This is a genomic window from Timonella sp. A28 (assembly GCF_051200815.1).
GTDB lineage: Bacteria > Actinomycetota > Actinomycetes > Actinomycetales > Cellulomonadaceae > Timonella.
The window spans coordinates 1,100,378-1,120,748 of the sequence record NZ_CP195159.1 but is presented as its reverse complement, the minus strand read 5'-3'; the positions used below and the strand labels follow the sequence as shown (position 1 = coordinate 1,120,748).

General features: G+C 53.0%; 19 protein-coding genes, 2 tRNA genes and 1 pseudogene. 13 read left to right on the top strand and 9 right to left on the bottom strand.

All coding sequences use genetic code 11. From position 1 onward, the window contains the following. Positions 1-45 precede the first annotated feature (45 nt). From ACR9EC_RS05315 to ACR9EC_RS05305, 3 genes are read right to left on the bottom strand one after another with little or no spacing between them, the layout of a single operon-like run. Entirely contained in the window at positions 46-474 is a 429-nt protein-coding gene (locus tag ACR9EC_RS05315) for a PaaX family transcriptional regulator C-terminal domain-containing protein (protein WP_435300455.1), read from the bottom strand. Positions 475-511: 37 nt separating this feature from the next. After that, on the bottom strand, positions 512-838 hold the full coding sequence (locus ACR9EC_RS05310) for a hypothetical protein (protein WP_435300454.1): 327 nt from the start codon (positions 836-838) through the stop codon (positions 512-514). Next, positions 835-1,425: a GNAT family N-acetyltransferase gene (locus ACR9EC_RS05305; protein WP_435300453.1), complete on the bottom strand. Its 591-nt coding sequence runs from the start codon at positions 1,423-1,425 to the stop codon at positions 835-837. Before ACR9EC_RS05305 ends, ACR9EC_RS05310 begins: the two co-directional genes overlap by 4 nt. Before the next feature lie 29 nt (positions 1,426-1,454). On the opposite strand from ACR9EC_RS05305, the gene ACR9EC_RS05300 reads away from it, so the two are divergent. The 3 genes from ACR9EC_RS05300 to ACR9EC_RS05290 all read left to right on the top strand — a co-directional run bounded on the left by ACR9EC_RS05300 (position 1,455) and on the right by ACR9EC_RS05290 (position 2,890). Beyond that, positions 1,455-2,477, top strand: coding sequence for an alpha/beta hydrolase family protein (locus ACR9EC_RS05300; protein ID WP_435300452.1), 1,023 nt, complete (start codon positions 1,455-1,457; stop codon positions 2,475-2,477). Between the two features lie 97 nt (positions 2,478-2,574). Next, positions 2,575-2,650, top strand: a tRNA-Glu gene (locus ACR9EC_RS05295). A gap of 164 nt (positions 2,651-2,814) precedes the next feature. After that, positions 2,815-2,890: transfer RNA gene (locus ACR9EC_RS05290), tRNA-Glu, on the top strand. 44 nt (positions 2,891-2,934) lie between these two features. Here ACR9EC_RS05290 and ACR9EC_RS05285 read toward each other — a convergent pair. Continuing rightward, positions 2,935-3,669, bottom strand: a complete 735-nt coding sequence (locus tag ACR9EC_RS05285) for an IclR family transcriptional regulator (protein WP_435300451.1) — start codon at positions 3,667-3,669, stop codon at positions 2,935-2,937. Positions 3,670-3,777: 108 nt separating this feature from the next. Between ACR9EC_RS05285 and leuC the strand changes: the two genes are divergently transcribed. The 5 genes from leuC to ACR9EC_RS05260 all read left to right on the top strand — a co-directional run bounded on the left by leuC (position 3,778) and on the right by ACR9EC_RS05260 (position 9,445). After that, positions 3,778-5,205: a 3-isopropylmalate dehydratase large subunit gene (gene leuC / locus ACR9EC_RS05280; protein ID WP_435300450.1), complete on the top strand. Its 1,428-nt coding sequence runs from the start codon at positions 3,778-3,780 to the stop codon at positions 5,203-5,205. Between the two features lie 28 nt (positions 5,206-5,233). After that, complete coding sequence (leuD, locus tag ACR9EC_RS05275; RefSeq protein ID WP_435300449.1) at positions 5,234-5,872, top strand: 3-isopropylmalate dehydratase small subunit; 639 nt, start codon at positions 5,234-5,236, stop codon at positions 5,870-5,872. Between the two features lie 325 nt (positions 5,873-6,197). Then, positions 6,198-7,514, top strand: coding sequence for a UDP-N-acetylglucosamine 1-carboxyvinyltransferase (murA, locus tag ACR9EC_RS05270; RefSeq protein ID WP_435300448.1), 1,317 nt, complete (start codon positions 6,198-6,200; stop codon positions 7,512-7,514). A gap of 117 nt (positions 7,515-7,631) precedes the next feature. Continuing rightward, positions 7,632-8,378, top strand: a complete 747-nt coding sequence (locus tag ACR9EC_RS05265; protein WP_435300447.1) for a lysophospholipid acyltransferase family protein — start codon at positions 7,632-7,634, stop codon at positions 8,376-8,378. A gap of 56 nt (positions 8,379-8,434) precedes the next feature. Next, positions 8,435-9,445, top strand: coding sequence for an NAD(P)H-dependent glycerol-3-phosphate dehydrogenase (locus ACR9EC_RS05260; RefSeq protein WP_435300446.1), 1,011 nt, complete (start codon positions 8,435-8,437; stop codon positions 9,443-9,445). 50 nt (positions 9,446-9,495) lie between these two features. Here ACR9EC_RS05260 and ACR9EC_RS05255 read toward each other — a convergent pair whose 3' ends face one another. Then, positions 9,496-10,647 carry a trans-sulfuration enzyme family protein gene (locus ACR9EC_RS05255; RefSeq protein WP_435300445.1) on the bottom strand — a complete coding sequence of 384 codons (1,152 nt, stop codon included), beginning with the start codon at positions 10,645-10,647 and terminating at the stop codon, positions 9,496-9,498. A gap of 126 nt (positions 10,648-10,773) precedes the next feature. Between ACR9EC_RS05255 and ACR9EC_RS05250 the strand changes: the two genes are divergently transcribed. Further along, entirely contained in the window at positions 10,774-11,934 is a 1,161-nt protein-coding gene (locus tag ACR9EC_RS05250) for a D-alanine--D-alanine ligase family protein (RefSeq protein ID WP_435300444.1), read from the top strand. Positions 11,935-11,985: 51 nt separating this feature from the next. Here ACR9EC_RS05250 and ACR9EC_RS05245 read toward each other — a convergent pair whose 3' ends face one another. Next, complete coding sequence (locus tag ACR9EC_RS05245) at positions 11,986-12,516, bottom strand: DUF3515 family protein (RefSeq protein WP_435300443.1); 531 nt, start codon at positions 12,514-12,516, stop codon at positions 11,986-11,988. A 61-nt stretch (positions 12,517-12,577) separates the two neighbouring features. Here ACR9EC_RS05245 and thiL point away from each other — a divergent pair, with 61 nt between their 5' ends. Beyond that, positions 12,578-13,633 (top strand): thiamine-phosphate kinase, encoded by a 1,056-nt coding sequence (gene thiL / locus ACR9EC_RS05240; RefSeq protein WP_435300442.1) that lies wholly within the window; start codon positions 12,578-12,580, stop codon positions 13,631-13,633. Here the strand turns inward: thiL and ACR9EC_RS05235 are convergent. Further along, positions 13,621-14,133, bottom strand: a complete 513-nt coding sequence (locus tag ACR9EC_RS05235) for a GNAT family N-acetyltransferase (protein ID WP_435300441.1) — start codon at positions 14,131-14,133, stop codon at positions 13,621-13,623. The genes thiL and ACR9EC_RS05235 overlap by 13 nt on opposite strands. Positions 14,134-14,342: 209 nt before the next feature. Further along, positions 14,343-14,535 (bottom strand): annotated as a pseudogene (gene rpmB, locus ACR9EC_RS05230) (50S ribosomal protein L28). A gap of 467 nt (positions 14,536-15,002) precedes the next feature. Here rpmB and ACR9EC_RS05225 point away from each other — a divergent pair. Genes ACR9EC_RS05225 through rsmD form a run of 3 tightly spaced genes read left to right on the top strand, consistent with a single transcriptional unit; the run spans position 15,003 to position 19,612 of the window. Further along, positions 15,003-16,751, top strand: coding sequence for a DAK2 domain-containing protein (locus ACR9EC_RS05225; RefSeq protein ID WP_435300440.1), 1,749 nt, complete (start codon positions 15,003-15,005; stop codon positions 16,749-16,751). Then, positions 16,748-19,018: an ATP-dependent DNA helicase RecG gene (locus ACR9EC_RS05220; protein WP_435300439.1), complete on the top strand. Its 2,271-nt coding sequence runs from the start codon at positions 16,748-16,750 to the stop codon at positions 19,016-19,018. The genes ACR9EC_RS05225 and ACR9EC_RS05220 overlap by 4 nt, the downstream gene beginning before the upstream one ends. A gap of 18 nt (positions 19,019-19,036) precedes the next feature. Then, entirely contained in the window at positions 19,037-19,612 is a 576-nt protein-coding gene (gene rsmD, locus ACR9EC_RS05215; RefSeq protein ID WP_435300438.1) for a 16S rRNA (guanine(966)-N(2))-methyltransferase RsmD, read from the top strand. A 3-nt stretch (positions 19,613-19,615) separates the two neighbouring features. Here rsmD and ACR9EC_RS05210 read toward each other — a convergent pair whose 3' ends face one another. Beyond that, entirely contained in the window at positions 19,616-20,341 is a 726-nt protein-coding gene (locus ACR9EC_RS05210) for a GNAT family N-acetyltransferase (RefSeq protein WP_435300437.1), read from the bottom strand. Between the last annotated feature and the right edge of the window lie 30 nt (positions 20,342-20,371).

Here is a 20,371-nt window from a genome sequence, read left to right as displayed (position 1 = left end):
CTTGTCACTGCATGCCGGAAAACAATTAAAAATGGGCAGTGGGCGTTAGTTTTCTGTGATCCATCCTGCGAAGACGTGGGTGTCTTCGGCTCCTGTGAGTGTTGTGTGCCAGGTGCGTATCCATTGTTTTCTGATCTCGCTGGGCGGCCATGGTTGGGTGCGTAGTTCTAGGGGGATGAGCGGGTCAATTCGCAGGACGCGTTCGAGTGCGTCAGCAAGTTTTAGTTGACGGACAAAAGGTTGTTCTGCGGGGTTGTCTGCTTCGAGTGCGTCCGTTAATACGTGGTAGAGGTCGATGACGTGCTGTGCTGGCCAGAGTTCTTCTGCTATAGCGTGCGGGTCTGTGAGTCCTCGAATGTTGAGGTCTTGTGCTGTGGCTGTCACAAGGTAGGGTTTCACCGAATCGGGGAATAGGTCGCTGAGGTTGTGTGGGCTCACATAGAGTCCCGTTGAGATGGGCGCGCCGCCGATCATGACGATTTCTCTGCGTAGTGCGTCGCGTATTGAGCGCTTATTTTCTGGTGCGCTTAAAAGCTAAGAGTTTCCAGGTGCCGTCCCACGTTGTTGTGTGGTTGTCTTGGTCGAAGGCGAACTGTAATGCGATGCGGTCGCGGAGTAGCCGTGATTTTCCGCTTGGGGTGAGTGTGATTTTTCCTGAGCGGCCTCGGCCCACTTGTTCAATATCGCCTGCCGCGATCATGCGCCGTAATGCAAGCCGGATGGGTTGATCGGGGATCCCCACATGGTTTGCCGCGTCAAAGACAACGTTCAGTGCGGTGGGGTGTTCTGGCTGGAGAAAGCCTTCAATGACGGTGCGGGGCGATATTGCTTCGGTCATGAGTGTGTTGGTTTTTCCATGATCGTGTAGTGGGTGAATCCGTATAGTCGGCTGAAGGGGCCTAGCGCGCGTGTGGTTGTCGGCTGGAATCCTTCTCGACGATATAGCGCTTCTGCCCGTGGGTTTGTGTTGATGACGGAGAGTCGTACGGCGCGTTGGTTGGTGTTGCGTGCTCGTTCAATTGTGGCAGCAAGTAGTGCTGACCCTATACCTAAACTTCTGTGCGTTGATGACACACAGATTCCATCTAAGACGAGGATTGGTTTCTTTTCGTTGCGTGACAGCATGCCAAGAACGAGGGCGGCCTTGAGTGCTTGGCTGGTGGGCATCAGTTGTGTGAGTAGAGCCCATGAGAGGTCAAGAGCGCCGGTTCCGTTTTCATAGAAGCCGCATACTCCTGAGACTTTTCCATCTGTGCGAGCTACGAGTACGTGGTCGGGGCTCATTGCTTGTTGGATGGCACTTTTTCCGATGTCGTGGTTGGGGAATGCGTGGCGGAATTTTTTGTGGAAGGCCTCCCAATAGATGCTTCCTACTTCGTTGCGTTCTTCTTCGGCAAATCCTTGACTTATGTGTGTTTCCTTCATGAGAAATTTATATCATGTATTATACGAACGTGAATAAAAAGAAAGTTAAGCGTCGGGTTTTTATCGCAACAGCCGCAGCATGCACCCTCATCCTTGCCGCAGTAACAGTGTTTATCGTCGGCAACGATTACAGGTATGCCCAAACAAAAATACAAATACCTAGTGCAGACGGATATCTAGAAGGCGTGTATGCGAAACCAGCAGGTGCGCCAGCCAAGGGGCTCGTCATTATGGTGCATGGAGATGGCCCAATAAACGCGACACATAACGACTTTTATGCACCATGGTTTGAAGCTGCCGCTGATGCAGGCTTTGCGACCGTTTCTTGGAGTAAGCCAGGGGTCGCTGGATCTGACGGCAACTGGCTCAACCAATCCATGGACGATCGAGCACAAGAAGTGCACGACGTACTTGATTGGGCCCATACGCAGTCAGAAATCCCTACCGAACACATCGCATTGTGGGGAGCGAGTCAAGCTGGTTGGGTCATGCCGCAAGTTGTTGCGCAACGTACCGATATCGATGGAATGATCGCTGTGGGTACCGCAGTTAATTGGCTGGATCAAGGACGTTACAACCTGCATGCGGAATTAGACCATGCCGGTGCGACACAAATTGAACGTGACGCAGCGATCGCTCACAGCGACCGCGTTCGAGACCTGCTAAAGAGCTCAACAGGTTACGACGAGTACACGGCCATCGAGATGGACGAGTCACACATGTCTGCTGAGCGCTGGGAATTTGCGCGAAAGAACATGATGTCAGATGCAACCGAAGATCTACACGCGGCAGCGGAGCGTGACATCCCTGTTTTTCTTATGGCCGCTGAGCATGATCGCAACGTTGATATAGCAGAGACCGAACGCGTATACCGCGATGCTTTTGGCGAGAAACTCACCGTGACATATTTTGATGCAGTGCATTCGATGGCAAAACCGCGCGTTGAAGAATCCGCTTTTATCGGTGCAGTCACTGCAATTTTTTGGCCGCGAGCTTTGTTTGGCGAGCACGTGCTTGACAGTTACAGGGAGTTTTTAGAGGCGACAAACTAGGCCTGTGTGCTTGATCATAGGTTTGAAAGTTGCGTGATGGGGTAGCCGTCAGGATAAACTTACGAAGTCGAAAACGCGCTTAGCGTAGTTGTGACAAGCCCCCATAGTATAGCGGCCTAGTACGCCGCCCTCTCACGGCGGTATCACGGGTTCGAATCCCGTTGGGGGTACCACTAAAGAAAGCCACTCAGGAAACTGAGTGGCTTTTGATGTATCTACCCGTGAAGAGTGCACATTTTGCTATGTGTGCTTGATCATAGGTTTGAAAGTTGCGTGATGGGGTAGCGGTCAGGATAAACTTACGAAGTCGAAAACGCGCTTAGCGTAGTTGTGACAAGCCCCCATAGTATAGCGGCCTAGTACGCCGCCCTCTCACGGCGGTATCACGGGTTCGAATCCCGTTGGGGGTACCACTAAAGAAAGCCACTCAGGAAACTGAGTGGCTTTCTTTATTTTTCTAACTGTTACGCGAGTCTTCGCCCGCTCGACGCAGCACTTCGGTGAGGCGATTAGCTGCTGCAACAACCGATCCGGCATGCAAGCGGCCTGGTTGACGGCTTAACCTCTCTACCGGTCCAGAGATAGATACTGCGGCAACGATGCGACCCGAAGGGCCACGAACCGGGGCAGAAACAGACGCTACACCCACTTCACGCTCTGACACGGACTGCGCCCAACCGCGACGACGCACACCAGAAAGAATGGTTGCAGTGAATTTAGATCCCTGCAATCCTCGGTGTAGGCGGTCAGGTTCTTCCCAAGCGAGTAGGATTTGAGCAGCAGATCCTGCTTGCATCGTGAGAGTCGCACCAACGGGGATGGAATCTCGTAAACCGACTGGGCGTTCTGCAGCGGCAACGCAAATACGTTGGTCGCCTTGGCGTCGGTACAGTTGAGCGCTTTCGCCTGTGTGGTCGCGAAGCGCTGCAAGTACAGGGTTTGCTGCGGCTAACAGTCGGTCTTCGCCTGCTGCGGTAGCTAGTTCATTGAGGCGAGGCCCAAGGATGAAACGTCCTTGCATATCGCGGGTGACAAGACGGTGATGTTCTAGCGCAACTGCCAGACGGTGCGCAGTTGGTCGCGCTAGGTGTGTTGCTGCCACAAGTTGTGCCAGGGTGGCTGGCCCTGCTTCAAGAGCGCCAAGAACGGCAGCTGCTTTATCGAGTACGCCGACTCCACTAGAATTGTCCATGTATTGATATTGCAGTCTCAAGTGTCGAGAATGCAAGTAGACTCTCCGAATAGACCCCCCAGAAAGTTCCGCAGATGTAGGTTCTAGGCGGATAAGAGAGGAAAAACCATGGCCGGCACCCTGGCAGAAAAGGTATGGGACGCTCACCTCGTGCGTCGTGGCACTGACGGATCTCCAGACCTTCTCTACATTGATCTACACCTCGTACACGAGGTCACCTCTCCGCAAGCATTCGAGGGTTTGCGCCTTGCTGGACGGCAAGTTCGACGCCCTGACCTCACGATTGCTACCGAAGACCACAACACTCCAACCCTCAACATTGACCGTCCTATCGCCGATTTGACGTCCCGCACGCAGATCGACACTCTGCGTAATAACGCAAAAGAGTTCGGCGTTCGCATCCACTCTTTGGGTGACGCGGACCAAGGAATCGTGCACGTTGTGGGCCCACAACTTGGACTGACCATGCCAGGCCTCACCGTAGTGTGTGGCGATTCTCACACTTCAACGCACGGTGCTTTCGGTGCGTTGGCGTTCGGTATCGGCACCTCCGAAGTTGAACACGTGCTTGCCACACAAACACTTCCGTTGCAGCCATTTAAAACAATGGCAATCAACATCAACGGTGATCTTCCTGAAGGGTCAACAGCGAAAGACATCATCCTCGCAATCATCGCGAAGATCGGCACCGGTGGCGGACAGGGCTACGTTCTGGAATACCGCGGTGAAGCAATCCGTAAACTTTCGATGGAAGGTCGCATGACGATCTGCAACATGTCCATCGAAGCCGGTGCCCGCGCTGGAATGATCGCTCCAGACCACACCACATTCGACTACCTCAAAGGCCGCCCACACGCTCCAGAAGGAGCCGACTGGGATGCAGCCGTTGAATACTGGTCAACCCTCAAAACAGACGAAGACGCTGTGTTCGACGCAATCGTCGACCTCGAAGCAAAAGACATCGAACCATTCGTCACATGGGGAACAAACCCAGGGCAAGGCCTCCCGCTTTCCGCAAACGTTCCAGTGCCAGCAGAAATCGCTGACGAGACAGAACGTGTAGCAGCAGAACGCGCAATCGAATACATGGGCCTGACCCCAGGTGCTCCACTGCGTGATGTCAAAGTCGATACTGTATTCATTGGTTCCTGCACAAACGGACGCATCGAAGACCTCCGTGCAGTTGTCGACATCATCAAAGGCCAAAAGAAGCACGACGACGTACGTGTTCTTGTCGTTCCGGGATCGGCACGTGTGCGTCTCCAAGCAGAAGCAGAAGGACTCGACCAAGTCTTTAAAGACTTCGGTGCAGAATGGCGTAACGCAGGCTGCTCAATGTGCCTCGGTATGAACCCAGACCAGCTCAAGCCAGGAGAACGCGCAGCGTCAACGTCCAACCGTAACTTTGAAGGACGCCAAGGTAAGGGTGGACGTACACACCTTGTGTCACCACTTGTAGCAGCAGCTACTGCCATTCGTGGAACTTTGTCATCGCCAGCAGACCTTAAACAAGACGCTGAGCTTGTAAACGCCTGATCGACGCGCCGGAAAGAGAAACAAAACCATGGAAAAGTTTATTAAGCACACAGGCATTGGTGTTCCACTGCGTCGGTCCAACGTAGACACAGACCAAATCATCCCAGCGGTTTACCTCAAACGAGTCACCCGTACAGGCTTTGAAGATGCACTCTTCTCAGCATGGCGCAACGACCCAGAATTCGTGCTCAACCAAGAGGCGTACACGTCAGGTTCAGTACTTGTCGCTGGTCCAGATTTCGGTACCGGATCGTCACGTGAACACGCAGTGTGGGCTCTGAAAGACTACGGCTTCCGCGTTGTTCTTTCCTCACGATTCGCAGACATCTTCCGCGGAAACTCAGGCAAACAAGGGCTTGTTGCCGGAATATGCGCACAAGAAGACATCGAACTGCTGTGGAAAATCCTAGAAGAAAACCCTGGAACAGAAATCACAGTAGACCTCGAAAACCGCACAGCATCAGCAGGCGACGTAACCGTCCAATTCCACATTGACGACTACACTCGCTGGCGCCTCATGGAAGGCCTCGACGACATCGGGCTGACCCTCCAAAACGAAGGCGACATCACCGAGTTTGAGACGCACCGTGCTAACTGGCGTCCAAAAACCCTGCCTGCAAAGCACGAACCAAAAGTGCACATTGAGGCAGCGCGGCCAGTCGAATAAGAAGACCCCACACAGTTAAAGGGAGCCTGCCACACTCGTTTTGAGTGCGGCAGGCTCCCTTTCATTGCGCCTCAACGCAACACAAGTCACCACCACACATAATAAATGTGCAGGTCACCACATCGAGTGACGAAACCAACCTAGGAAATATTCGCCAAGTGGCATACCCTTCATAGGTATTCGTACCCGTGGCAACACAGGCAAAAAGGCGTAGAGTGGGGCCGCACGGAATGCGCATAACCACTTTTGTGTTCATTAGGCAAAGGTATAAAGAACCCCTTTGCCAAGTTAGGCAATCGGCAGCGAGATAGGCGACGATTAATACATGACAGATATGATCTACGTTCACGGCGGAACACCACTGAACGGAACAATCACCGTTCGCGGTGCAAAGAACTTTGTTTCCAAAGCAATGGTTGCAGCTCTGCTTGGAGAAACACCCTCAGAATTACGCAACGTTCCAAACATCCGTGACGTTCACGTCGTTTCTGGCCTACTAGAACTCCACGGAGTCAAAGTCGACTACGACATTGAAGCAGGCATCCTCAAACTTGACCCAAGCAATGTTGAATCCGCGCATGTTGCAGACATCGACGCACACGCAGGATCAAGCCGTATCCCCATCCTTTTCTGCGGACCATTACTCCACCGTTTAGGTGAAGCTTTCATCCCAGACCTCGGCGGATGCCGAATCGGCGACCGTCCCATCGACTTCCACCTCAACATCCTTCGTGACTTTGGTGCAGTCGTAGATAAGCGACCAAACGGGATTGTCCTTTCGGCGCCTAACGGCCTCAAAGGAACCAAAATTTCGTTGCCTTACCCATCAGTAGGCGCAACAGAGCAACTCCTCCTCACTGCAGTACGAGCAGAAGGCATCACTGAACTATCAAACGCAGCAATCGAGCCAGAAATCATGGACTTGATTAACGTGCTGCAAAAGATGGGTGCCATCATCTCCGTGGACACAGACCGTGTCATCCGCATTGAAGGTGTCCCAACCCTACGCGGATACTCACACACTGCGTTGGCCGACCGGATCGAAGCAGCATCATGGGCATCAGCAGCACTTGCTACTCGCGGTGACGTTTTTGTTAAAGGCGCAACCCAACCCGAAATGACTGCCTTCCTGAACACCTTCCGTAAGGTCGGCGGTGAATTCGATGTTGAAGACAACGGCATCAGGTTCTACCACCCAGGTGGGGAACTCAAATCCATCGTCCTCGAAACAGACGTACACCCAGGCTTTATGACTGACTGGCAGCAGCCATTAGTCGTTGCACTCACCCAAGCTAAAGGTTTGAGCATCGTCCACGAAACCGTATATGAAAACCGCTTTGGATTTACTGAAGCGCTCAACGGTATGGGCGCACACATCCAGGTATACAAAGAATGCTTAGGTGGACGAGACTGCCGATTTGGACAGCGAAACTTCCACCACTCTGCAGTAATCGCTGGACCAACACCACTTAAAGCAGCAAACATTGAAGTTCCTGACCTGCGCGGAGGGTTCTCGCACCTGATTGCAGCGCTTGCTGCTGAAGGCCGATCCTCAGTGAAAGGCATCAACCTCATCGATCGTGGATATGAAAACTTCCGCGGAAAACTTGAAGCTCTCGGCGCAAAGTTTGAAATGGAATAACGCGCGTTATTAAACATAAAAAGTGGGCACCTGTCTGATGAGGACAGGTGCCCACTTTGTGTTAAATCACGTACCTAAGGACATAAAGAGTCACGCTATTCGCGGTAGTCTAGTTCGGTGAATACACCAGTTGAAGGCCCCGCAGCGGAGTTTTTAAGCGCTCCGTTAAACCCGGGAAAGAACTTGTTGTATAGGGTTGCGGCGGTTATTGTTCGTCCGATTATGTTTGCGATCGCTCGTCGGAAATGGAATGGAGTAGACAACATTCCAGACAGCGGTGGAATCATCGTCGCAGCGAACCACGCTTCGCCCATAGATCCACTCATGTTGGCGCATTACCTGTACGACGCCGACCGGCCAGCCCGCATCTTGGCCAAAGAATCACTGTTTCGCGTACCCGTGCTGAAAATCTTTATGAACAGGCTCAACATGATCCCTGTTTTTCGTGGCACCGCGAAAGCCGCGAAGAGCTTAGAAATTTCTGGTGACCTACTTGACCGCGGCTTTTGTATCGCTGTTTTCCCAGAAGGCACACTGACTAAAGACCCCGACGGATGGCCGATGCAAGCGCGCACAGGTGTTGCGCGTATGGCTTTAACGACAAGAAAGCCAGTAATTCCTATCGGGCAGTGGGGCCAACTCGACGTTTTGCCAAGGGGAGCAAAATTCCCGAAAATTTTCCCACGAAAAACTTTTTATGTTGCAGCAGGTGAACCCGTTGACCTGTCAGACCTGTATGACCGCGACCTGAACGGACAAACACTTCGCGAAGCAACAGACCGCATCATGACCGCAATTACAGAATTGGTTGCCCAACAACGCGGCGAAACAGCGCCAGCAACTTTTTTCAACCCGCGCGCATAACACCGCGGCATAAGACTTAATGCCCGCAGATGTGGGCGTCTATTGAGGATAAAAATATGAAATCAGCTGTTCTTGGAATGGGCGCGTGGGGAACCACGTTCGCACAAGTCTTGGCAGATGCAGGCGGCGACGTCGTCATGTGGGGGCGCGACGCTGGAACCGCCGCAGAAATAAACGGAAATCACGCAAATTCAAAGCGTCTTCCGGGTGTCACCCTGCACGCCAACATTAAAGCCACAACGAATGCACAAGATGCCCTGCGCGATGCAGAACTTGTCATCGCTGCAATACCTTCGCAAAGCGCTCGTGCGATTCTTGAACCATTAGCAGACTTCATTCCGCAAGGTGCCATCGCAGTGTCGCTGATGAAGGGTGTCGAACTCGGCACAGATCAGCGTATGAGCGAAATGTTGTGTGAAGCGTTAAATCTTCCCCTTGAGCAAGTAGTTGTTGTGTCAGGCCCCAACCTAGCTGCAGAGATCGCAGCTAAACAGCCCACCGCAACAGTCGTTTCCGGTATCGATACAGCAAACGTAACCAAAGTTGCGGCGGCATGCTCTAACGCTTACTTCCGCCCCTACACCAACCACGATCTTGTTGGTGTGGAACTCTGCGGAGCAGTAAAAAACGTTATTGCAGTAGCTGTCGGAATGGCCCAAGGAAAAGGCTTTGGACACAACACCACAGCCACAATTATCACGCGTGGTTTAGCCGAAATTACTCGGCTAGGACTCAAACTAGGTGCAGAACTGGAGACGTTCCCAGGCCTCGCAGGTATGGGCGACCTCATGGCAACATGTGCATCACCGCTGTCGCGTAACCACACGCTCGGTAAGCATATTGGGCAAGGACTCTCGCTAGAAGAAGCAATCGCTGTGACTGGCGGAACCGCGGAAGGCGCAAAATCGTGCCGGTCAGTGGCGCAGCTGGCACAACACGTTGGCGTAGACATGCCTATCACGAACGCTGTCGTCTCCGTCCTGCATGAAGGTATGCCCGTCGACGAGATGACACGTGCGTTGCTGTCTCGTCCGCAAAAAGCAGAAGGATCTCAATACGACCTGTAATGAGACCCCACATAAAGAGGGCACCTACTAGGTAGGTGCCCTCTTTTTTGTTACCCCTCAAGCGCGTTGAGCGCCTGATTGAGGTCATTCCACAGGTCTTCAATGTGTTCAATGCCGACGCTAAGGCGTATCAGGTTTTCTGGAACGGTCGGGGACTCTGTTGAGAACCTGCGTCGCCGTTCAAGTGTTGATTCCACTCCGCCAAGACTCGTTGCCGGAGTCCACAAGGTGAGGTGGCTGATCATGCTGTCAGCTTCTGCTATGCCTCCTACCGGCTGAAGAACCACAATAGCGCCATAACCGTTCATGTGAGCCGTAGCGTTCTTGTGGCCGGGATCAGTTGGTAGCCCCGGATAACGTACTGCCGCAACCTTAGGGTGCTGTGACAGGCGTTGCGCTAGTTCCAGAGCGTTTGCTTGAGCGCTATTCACCCGAAGAGCAAGCGTGCGCAAACCACGTAGGGCAAGCCACACCTCAAACGGTCCTGCAATTGACCCGTGTAGGGTCCGGTATGCGCGAACAGTCTGCGCGAGGTGCGCCGAATTGGTGACCACAACACCAAGAACTACATCGGAATGACCTGCAAGATATTTTGTAGCGGAATGGATAACAAGGTCAGCACCAAGACTTAACGGCTGCTGTAGTAGGGGAGTCGCAAAAGTGTTATCGACTGCGACGAGAGCTCCCGCAGAATGCGCTGCATCAATGAGTGTAGGTAAATCTGCAACCTCAAGCATGGGGTTGGTAGGTGACTCAAGGAAAACAAGATCAGCCTCATCGAACGCTTTGATTGCAGACGAGGTATCGGCGATGTCGATCTTTTCTACCCGTATGTTATGCCTCTCGATGAGATCTTGCGCGAAACCAAGCGTTACTTGGTACGCGTGACGAGGCACAACAAGTTTTCCGCCATCTGGAATGAACGATAAAACCGACGCTATTGCAGCCATACCAGAACTGAACACAACGGAAGGCTGATCCGCGTTTTCGAGTGAACTGACTGCTTCTTCAAAAGGCTGCCACGTTTCTGTATCCATTCGGGTATAGAGAAACTCGTCAGGCTGCGGAACACCTTGGCTGATATATGTTGAGGACAGCACAATCGGCGGGTTAACGGGGGAGCCTTGGGTTTTACGGGGGCGTCCAGAAACAACAGTCAAAGTTTCAGGCGCTAAAGACTCGTGTCGGGAACTATTATCCATTGTGGTTTTGTTTGCCGTGTTTTTCTCGGAAAATGGGGTGTTTTTTGATGCTCGGGGTGTGACATTATGCGATTGGGCGCTCATGTGTATGAGCGTACGACTATTTCTCCGGTAAAGTCGCACCCGATGAGTAACTTGTCCGCATCCCAGACGCAGCCTACCTCGGCTGCCGCATCATCGTCCGCCAAGACACGAGTCCTCGTGCTTTTTGGTGGTAGGTCCGGTGAGCACCCTATCTCATGCATTACAGCTGGATCTGTATTGCAGGCAATTGATCGCACCCGCTTTGAGGTTATACCGGTGGGTATTACCCGCCAAGGAAAATGGGTGCTCCTGAACGACGAATTAAGCGATGTACAAACCGGAAACAATTCGCTACCTTTCGTAGCAGATAACGGTACAGAGGTAATCCTTCCGTTCTCGTCAGATGATTCCACCATTCGCGTGATTCGCGGAACTGAGATTTCTTCACTTGGCCGCGTAGACGTGGTGTTCCCACTCATACACGGACCTTTTGGTGAAGACGGCACCTTGCAGGGCCTCCTTGAACTTGCTGATATGCGGTACGTTGGCCCCGGCGTTTTTGCCTCGGCAGTCGGCATGGACAAGCACTATATGAAGGTCGTACTCCAAGGACACGACATACCTGTCACACCTTTCGTTACCGTGCTTCCTGGGCAGTGGGCTACTCGCCGTGCCGAGGTAGTAAAAAAGATTGAAGCGTTGAATTTCCCTGTTTTTGTGAAACCAGCACGCGCCGGATCCTCGCTGGGAATATCAAAAGTAGCAACGGTTGACGGCCTAGATGCCGCTATGGAATATGCGCACAAGCACGACCCTAAAGTGATTGTCGAGACCGGACTTGAAGGTCGAGAAATCGAATGTGCTGTGTTGGGTGGCAAAGATGGTGCACCTGCCCGTGCCTCATACCCGGGCGAGGTTGCTGTCGCCTCAAAAGACTACGACTTCTACGACTTTGAAGCTAAGTATCTTGATGATGCTGCGGTAGAGCTTTCCTGCCCAGCAGAGCTTTCCGACGACGTCACACAACGAGTCCGACAACTTGCTATAGACACCTTTGAAGCGCTCGGCTGCGAGGGGCTGTCTCGAGTAGACGTGTTTGTGCAACCAGACAACTCAATTATCATCAATGAAATCAACACGATGCCTGGATTTACGCCAATTTCAATGTATCCACGTATGTGGGAACGCACAGGATTGAATTACAGCGACCTCGTAACCGAACTCATTGATCTCGCTTTACAACGGCCAGTAGGTTTGCGTTAACGAGTGTGGTGCCCTGCGCTGGCAGGGCACCACACCTTTAAATACACGGTTTTAAATGCACGCGCTTGTTGCTTCAACTTTTGCGACAGCAGACGCGACGTCTAGGAGCGCTGCAGTCGGCTGCGGGGTGTCCAAGGACGCTGGAACCTGAACCATCATTGCGGGCGAACGTCCATAAGACACGAACGTAAACCCGTTGTCGGTGCTGTTTGTAATCCAGTCAAATACTTGTTCTTCACCAAAGACTTGCGCCGTAATTGACTGGCAGTCTTCTGTTGTGGGCTGCGGCGGCTCAACCCCACACGTGAATGTGATTGCAGATCCGGGCTCACCCCATGCGGCGGTAGCTTGAGAGTTCGTTTTCACGCGCTTTTGCCCAAGGACTTCATCTGGCAGGGTCAAGACTACTTTTGCGCAGATTGGTTCGGTTGCGTCGACTCCCGCTCGCACCGAAATGGTGGGCGTGCATCCAGCCAGTAGCATCGTCCCAGCGAGGAGGGCGACGGCAGCCTTGCCTGGCAGTCGCCCACTACCTGCGCGAGGGTTTGAAAAAGACTTGAGTGAAGAATCAGCAGAACTCACCTAGCAACCATATCGGGTTCGCCAGAGAAAAACGCTGGGCTGTAGTGTGAGGTGCGTGGACATGACTTTAGCCGACCTAGACGAGGCACAACTGTTAGCGCAGGTTTTCCCGCTGCTCACAACTAACTCATATGTGGTGGAAGGCCCGGGCGACGACTGTGCGGTTGTGGCTGTTCCCAGCGGACAGTTTGTTGTATCGACCGACATCCTCGTCGAAGACGTCCACTTTAAACGACAGTGGTCTTCTGCTTATGAGATTGGTTGGCGTGCAGCCATGCAGAATCTTGCAGATATTGCGGCGATGGGGGCGCAACCAATCACTATGACTGTTGGGCTGGGATTACCAAAAACAACAGCTGTAGCGTGGGTGAAGGAGTTCTTTCGCGGATTGTCTGCTGCCTGCACACATTCGGAAACAGCGATTGTGGGAGGAGACTTATCGAGCGCGCCGACCGTTTTTATTTCAGTGACTGTCCATGGAGTCATGCCCGCAGGTATTGCTCCCGTGTTACGTTCAGGCGCGCAAGCCGGAGATGTTGTTGCGCATTGTGGGCTGCTGGGCTGGTCTCAAGCAGGTTTTGAAGACCTGATGGGCAGTAAAGACGCTCACACTAAAGCAACAGAATTATTTAAACGTCCAGCAGCGCCTGTGCGTTCCGGTGTAGCCGCAGCACAGGCAGGAGCGACCGCTCAGATGGATGTTTCTGATGGGCTCTTGCTCGATGCGCAACGTATGGCGCGTGCCAGCAACGTTCATATTGAACTGAACGTTCACGACATTGTTTCGCACGGTGACAACCTGCCAGTTGAATACGCGAATGATTATTCGTCTGAGCTGCAAGACGAAACAATGTTGGCGGATAAACGTCAGCAGCTTCAATGGAAGCTAACAGGTGGAGAAGACCACGGCATCCTTGCAACGTTCCCAACAGATACTGTCCTCCCAGAAGGCTTCGTCGTCATAGGCGCGGTGCGAGAACTCAATCAAACTGAACATTATGCAGCCAAAGAGTGCGCCGGCGAACACGAAAAACGGCCACGTAGCGACAGTGCATACGTGACCGTTCAGGGAACCGACATTGGCGGGCTAGCGTTGGGGTGGGATCACTTCCGGTAACGCAACTCTAGAAGATATTCGCCAGCGAACTCTTCCAGCTTTTCCACACCGTCGAGTTTAAAACCGTGATGTTCGTAGAAGCGACGGGCTCGTTCGTTTTTATCAAATACCCACAGTGTGAGAGCAGCCCCCGAAGGCACGAGGGCGTTCACAGCTGACATCAGCTGCTTGGCAACGCCACGACCCCACGCTTCAGGATCAAGATACATCGTGTATAGGCAGAGGTCTTGCGGTTCAGCATCCTCATCGGGTGCAGGACCAATCGATACAAACCCTAAAAGTCGTCCAGAGTTTTCAGCAACAAGCACGGTGGTGTCGTCACGCTGCAAAATGCCTTCCCATACGGGAGTTTTTGTTTCCGGGGTGAGCGATTTGAGATATGCCGCTGGTACGTATCCTGCATACGCTTGCTGCCATGAAAGCGTATGGATACGTGCGATAGTTTCAGCATCATCAAACTTCGCGTCGCGGACAATCAATTCTTCTAGTTCGTCTGCCATTACACCAGATTGCCATGTTTGGTGAGCAGTTAAAAGCCGAAAACAGGGTAGAAGATTTTTAGTTGTGACTATTTAAGACATAACGCTTTTGTGCATTACCTACGAACTATACGTAAGAGGGTAATGAAAACAAACAAAAATGGACCCCACAAATGTGGGATCCATTTTTTGAAATTCATGAACTAACTCGCATAGTTAGTCCGAGAACATCAGATGTTGCGAGTCACCTTGCCAGCCTTGAGGCATGAGGTGCAAACGTTAAGGCGCTTAGGCGCACCGTTGACGATTGCGCGAACGCGCTGGATGTTTGGGTTCCAACGGCGCTTCGTGCGCACGTGCGAGTGCGAGATGCTGTGCCCAAAAGCTTGGGCCCTTTGCGCAGACGTCGCAGTTAGCAGCCACGGTCTCTCCTGATCGTCGTGCACGCCGCAACTAATGCGGCGAAGTCAATTGTTTAATACGAATTCAAACGGAGAGCCATGCCATGCGATTAGCAAAAAACTTTTGCTAACTTCCGCTGTGCGGGCACTCCGCGCATACCCAGAATAGGGCAACCTGACTAGATTAACCGATCACAGGCCGGTAACCCAAATCAAGTGCTGCAGATCACTGGATAGACGATGAAAAGCTTCAACGCGATAGTGTCAGCGTTCATCAACGCACACCATTCTACGTGAAAATGGCGCACGAAAGCCTCAAAGCAGCAAGAAAACAGCAGAATGTGGCGTGAATTAAGCCACGTTACGGGCCTGCTCTGACAACACTGCCGACAACTTTCTGCACATCTTCATTCACGTCAGATGCGCGAACTATGATCCGTAGACCATACTGAAGTAGGTTCAACGGCAGTTCATACAGAGAGGTGTTTCATGCAGGCAAGTGCTACTAGCCTCTTTGGACTTACCGTCGACGACATACACGCATGGTTTGACCTCGCAACAGAACTCCTCGACATCAACCGCGACACCTTAAACCAAGCCAACGTGTTCCCAGTAGCAGACGCAGACACCGGCACCAACATGCTCCTCACCCTGCGTGGAGGAACACGCCAACTGGTACGAGAAGAACCAGCCACAGCAGCACAAGCACTACATGAAGTAGCGCAAGGCGCACTCATTAACGCCCGCGGTAACTCGGGAATCATCCTGGCCGAATACCTACGCGGTTTCGCACATGCAACAACACAACAACACTTTTTTGATCACGAAGAACACCTGCAATTAACCGCGGCACTAGAAAGCGCAAAAAAATTCGCCTACGCGGCAGTAGCAGACCCCGTAGAAGGAACAATCCTCAGTATCGCGCAAGCAGCCGCAACAGGTGCCACAGACCCGTCACCAGTGCGCAACACAGACGACAACACTGACGCATCCACTGAGGAACAGGCCCGCACCGTCACTCACGACACCATACGAAACGCTGTAGAACAGGCCCGCACCTCCCTAGAACAAACACCTAAGCACCTAGACATACTGAACCGATCACACGTACTAGACGCTGGAGCCTTCGGACTAGTCCTCGTACTCACCGCACTCGAATCCGTCATCGCACACGTACCCGCACAATTCCGCTCAGACCTAGTTGCCCCCGCACTACAAAACAACACAGCACACGACAACACCAACGGCGCAAAACAACCAAGCCCTACACACGGTAAAGCAAACCCCCACAACCACGGCGTAACAAGCCACGATTTCCACGACGAAACAATCGTTGACGGCGAATTCGAAGTCATGTTCCTACTACACGCCGCCACACACGAAGAACACGCACAAACAATAAGCAGCACCCTACGCCACCGACTCCAAGACATCGGAGAATCAGTCGTCGTCATCGGCGGATACACCCACACCCACAACGCACTGTGGAACGTTCACGTACACACCGACACCCCCCATGCAGCTCTCGACGCCGCACACGACACATGTGCAACCGCGACAACATACTCCATCGCACAAGTCCTCGTGAGAGACCTTGTCCGGCAAGTCTCACAAACAACACACACTCACAAAACACCAACACAAAAAAGCGCAGACATCATCGCGTGCACATCCGCACCCGGCCTCGTCCCAGACATCGCACGCACCGGAGCCATCGTTCTGCTCGAAACAGACCTCACACTCACCAGCTCAGACGTCGGCAGAGCATTAAGCGAAGGCACAGGAAACGGGGCCGTCGTCATAACAAACTCCCAACACCTCGCCCAAAGCGTGCACGACGTATACCCCGACATAGCAGTCATCGCCGCTACAGACGACGCTCAAGTAGTCGCCGCAGTAACCGCACTCAACCTCGCCTGCACAAACAACCCGCACAGCAGCCAACACGAACTGGCCCGCATCGGCGAACACAGCCTCACCGAAACCACAACGATCCGGTTAGACAACCCCACCCACGAAGAACTACAAAAAGACGTCCTAAAACACCTCGAGCACAACAGCAGCCACAACACGATCCCCATCGTCACCGTGCTATCAGACACACACTGTGCCCTAGCCCTACTCGCAGACTTCACAGCCCGCCTCGAACACATCCAACCCAACGCAGAACTTATATCCTTGCCCTCAGGACGACGAGGAACAGGCCTAACAATCTCGCTTGAATGGGTGCACGCATGAACGCCACCGGAGCCCCACTCACAGACACCGACGTAGCAGCCCTACCATTCATGCAACGCCCCCTAACAAAACTATTAGGCACACGCACAGCAACACCGCTAGCAAAAATGGGTTTAGAAACCGCAGGCGACCTACTGCGCCACTATCCTCGAAAATATGCCGAACCCGGCACACTCACAAACATTGCCGAACTACAACCCGGCGAACACGTAACAGTCGTAGCCCGCATACACAGCGCAACCGTACGACACATGCGCTCGCGTTCAGGCGCAATGTTGCACGCTCAAGTCAGCGATGGCACGCATACGCTCAGCTTGACGTTTTTTGCTAAACGTTCGGGCGTCTTACGGCTACATGAAGACAAATTACGGCCTGGTCGGGTAGGCCTGTTTACGGGAACTGTCAGCGACTATAGAGGTGAACGTCAGCTGACGCACCCAGACTACGTCATCGTTGGTGTTGATGCTGATGATGAAGATGCCGCAGTTGAAGTAGCGAGCAGACCCATCCCAATATATCCAGCCACCGCTGCGGTGCCGACATGGCGTATTGAACGGTGCGTAGCCACAGTATTGGGGCAGATGCGTCCAACAGACGTTGTTGATCCGCTGCCAGAAACTGTGCGGCAGTCACGCACACTCGATACGTTGTTTGACGCTTTCCACAAGATTCACCAACCTCATCGTGATACTCACTGGCGTAATGCACGTAGACGGTTCCGGTTTGAAGAAGCCTTCATTGTGCAAAGTGCGTTGTTGCGTCGTAAAGCACACACGCATGAACTGGCCGCAACGCCACGACCTTTACCGCGCGGCGACGATTCACTCCTCGCACAGTTCGACACACAGTTGCCGTTCACTTTGACTGCTGGTCAGGTCAGCGTAGGCGAAGAAATCTCAACCGATATTGCACAAGAACATCCCATGCAGCGTCTACTGCAAGGTGATGTTGGTTCGGGAAAAACCATTGTCGCGTTGCGGGCGATGCTGCAAGTTATCGATGGTGGAGGGCAAGCAGCGCTCTTGGCACCAACCGAAGTGCTGGCCGCCCAGCATGCCCGAAGCATCGAACATATGCTCGGTGACCTCGCCTTAGGTGGAATGCTCGGTGGCGCACCGAACGCCACAAAAGTTGTTCTCTTAACCGGCTCGTTATCGACCGCAGAAAAACGTCAAGCAATGCTTGACGCTGCAAGCGGAGCAGCAGGAATCATTATTGGCACGCACGCGCTCTTAAGCGATTCTGTGCAGTTCGCAGACTTGTCGCTAGTGGTTGTCGATGAACAACACCGTTTTGGTGTGGAACAACGCGATGCGTTAAAAGCTAAAGGGCGAACAGTTCCACACATGCTGGTGATGACGGCAACCCCTATTCCGCGCACCGTAGCCATGACTGTCTTTGGAGATTTAGAAGTCTCCACCTTGAATGAGGTTCCGGCAGGTCGGGCGGAAGTGCGCACACACATTGTGCCAGCTGATAATCCCACATGGATGAACCGAATATGGGATCGCGCCCGCGAAGAGATTGACCAAGGGCGCAGGGTTTATGTTGTGTGTTCGCGTATATCCGCAAGTGACGAAGACAGTGACATCACAGACGAGAGTGACAACCCTCAACTTTTCGAGCTATCCCAAGACTCTAGGCAGCCTCGAGAATTGGTAAGCGTAGAAGCCCTCACGCAACAATTGCGTGAATCAGCAGCATTGCATGGAATTTCAATAGGTGTATTGCACGGCAAACTAACCCCTGCAGAAAAAGACGAAGCAATGGCTCAGTTTTCTGCAGGAAACATCCAACTCTTGGTATCAACGACAGTGATTGAAGTGGGCGTTGACGTGCCTAGCGCCTCCATGATGATCATCATGGACGCTGACCGGTTTGGTATTTCACAACTGCACCAGCTGCGCGGGCGCATTGGACGAGGAAACCTGCCCGGAGTGTGCCTGCTCGTCGCCCCAACTATGGAGGAAAGCGACGCACACACCAGGCTACAAGCGCTCGTGAACACTCGCGACGGGTTTGAACTTGCTGCCACAGACCTCGAGTTACGTCATGAAGGTGACGTATTGGGAGCCTCACAATCAGGACACGGTTCGACACTTCGCCTGCTCAGAGTCATTAAAGACGCTGACCTCATTGCGCAAGCCCGTGAAGAAGCGCACAACATTATCGAAAAAGACCCGCACTTGGAAAAACATGTAGTGTTACGTGATGCAATTGACGACCACCTAGATCAAGAAGCCCAAGAGTTTCTTGAGCGCGCATAGATTGTTTACACTTTTTCGATGACTAGAATCGTGGCCGGTACGGCCGGGGGGCGAGCCTTGAAAGTTCCGCCTAAGGGGACCCGACCAACGAGCGAACGCGTACGTGAAGCGATTTTCTCGCGGCTTGATCACTATGACGTACTGGAAGACACCCGAGTTCTCGACCTCTTTGCAGGGTCTGGAGCACTCGGGTTAGAAGCAGCAAGCCGAGGTGCAGCTGCGGTTGTACTTGTTGAAGCGCACCGCGTAGCAGCAAGCGTGTGTGAAGCAAACGTACGGGCTTTAGGATTACTTGGCGTCAGCGTCGTCGTGGATCGGGCAGAGCATTATGCGGCCCGCCCCGTATCAACGCCGTGGGACGTGGTGTTTCTTGATCCTCCTTACGACTTCAGCGAGGAAGCATTACAAGAGACATTGCACGCGCTCGTACCTAATGTGGACGAACATGCGGTCATCGTCGTGGAGCGTTCTTCGCGCAGCCCAAAGCCGGTTCATCCACCTAGTTGGCGGCTCATCACTGAGCGCAACTACGGGGATACGACGCTCTACTACTTTGAGCCTGAGCTACCGCAGCCGTACGTTCCCTCACCGTAGCGGCTAGGTCGTTTCTAGGTGCGGATCGAATAAGCCAACAGAGACAAGGTCGATGTCGTGTGCGTCGTAAAGGCGCACAGCATCACCAGCGAGTGATTCTTCTACGCGTAGCGCTGGCGCATAATTTTCGGGGCACGCTTCCACGAGTTCTCGCCGTAGCGCGCCGCGCAATGGCCACGCGGTAATGAGGTCGAGTTCATCATCGAGGTAAGCCTGCGGTGCTACCCATAACGTGACGAGCATAAGAGCTGGGACGGCTGGCTCTCCGTCGCGGATTGCTGGTTGAAAGTATGGAATATCGAGGATTTTTCCGCCGTGGCGGGTATAAAACCTGAGGCGTGCTGCTGGGTCTCCGTGGCCTTCTGACGCATTGTGATATTTGGGGTGTTCTACTTCCGCCATGATCACTGTGGGGGCATACAATTCACGCCACACGTGCACAGCATGCTCGAGTAGTTCACCTCCTACACCGCCGCCTCGAAGCCCTGGCTTTAACGCCAAGTACAGCAGCAGCATGACACCTTCTTGGGTGGGTGCTGTGCCGACTGCACCAGCAATGATTTCGCTATCTTGGATCGCTCCAATGACATGGATGAACCCGTTTTTAGCTGATTCAACAAATTCGTCTAGGTCGACGAGTTCAGACTGGGGAAACGACGGTATGAGCACCTTGTCATAAAACTCTGTGAGTTCTTCCGACGATTCGAGGACGTGAAACGAGAAGGACATGACTCCATCATCGTCGTTTTAGGACGAAAA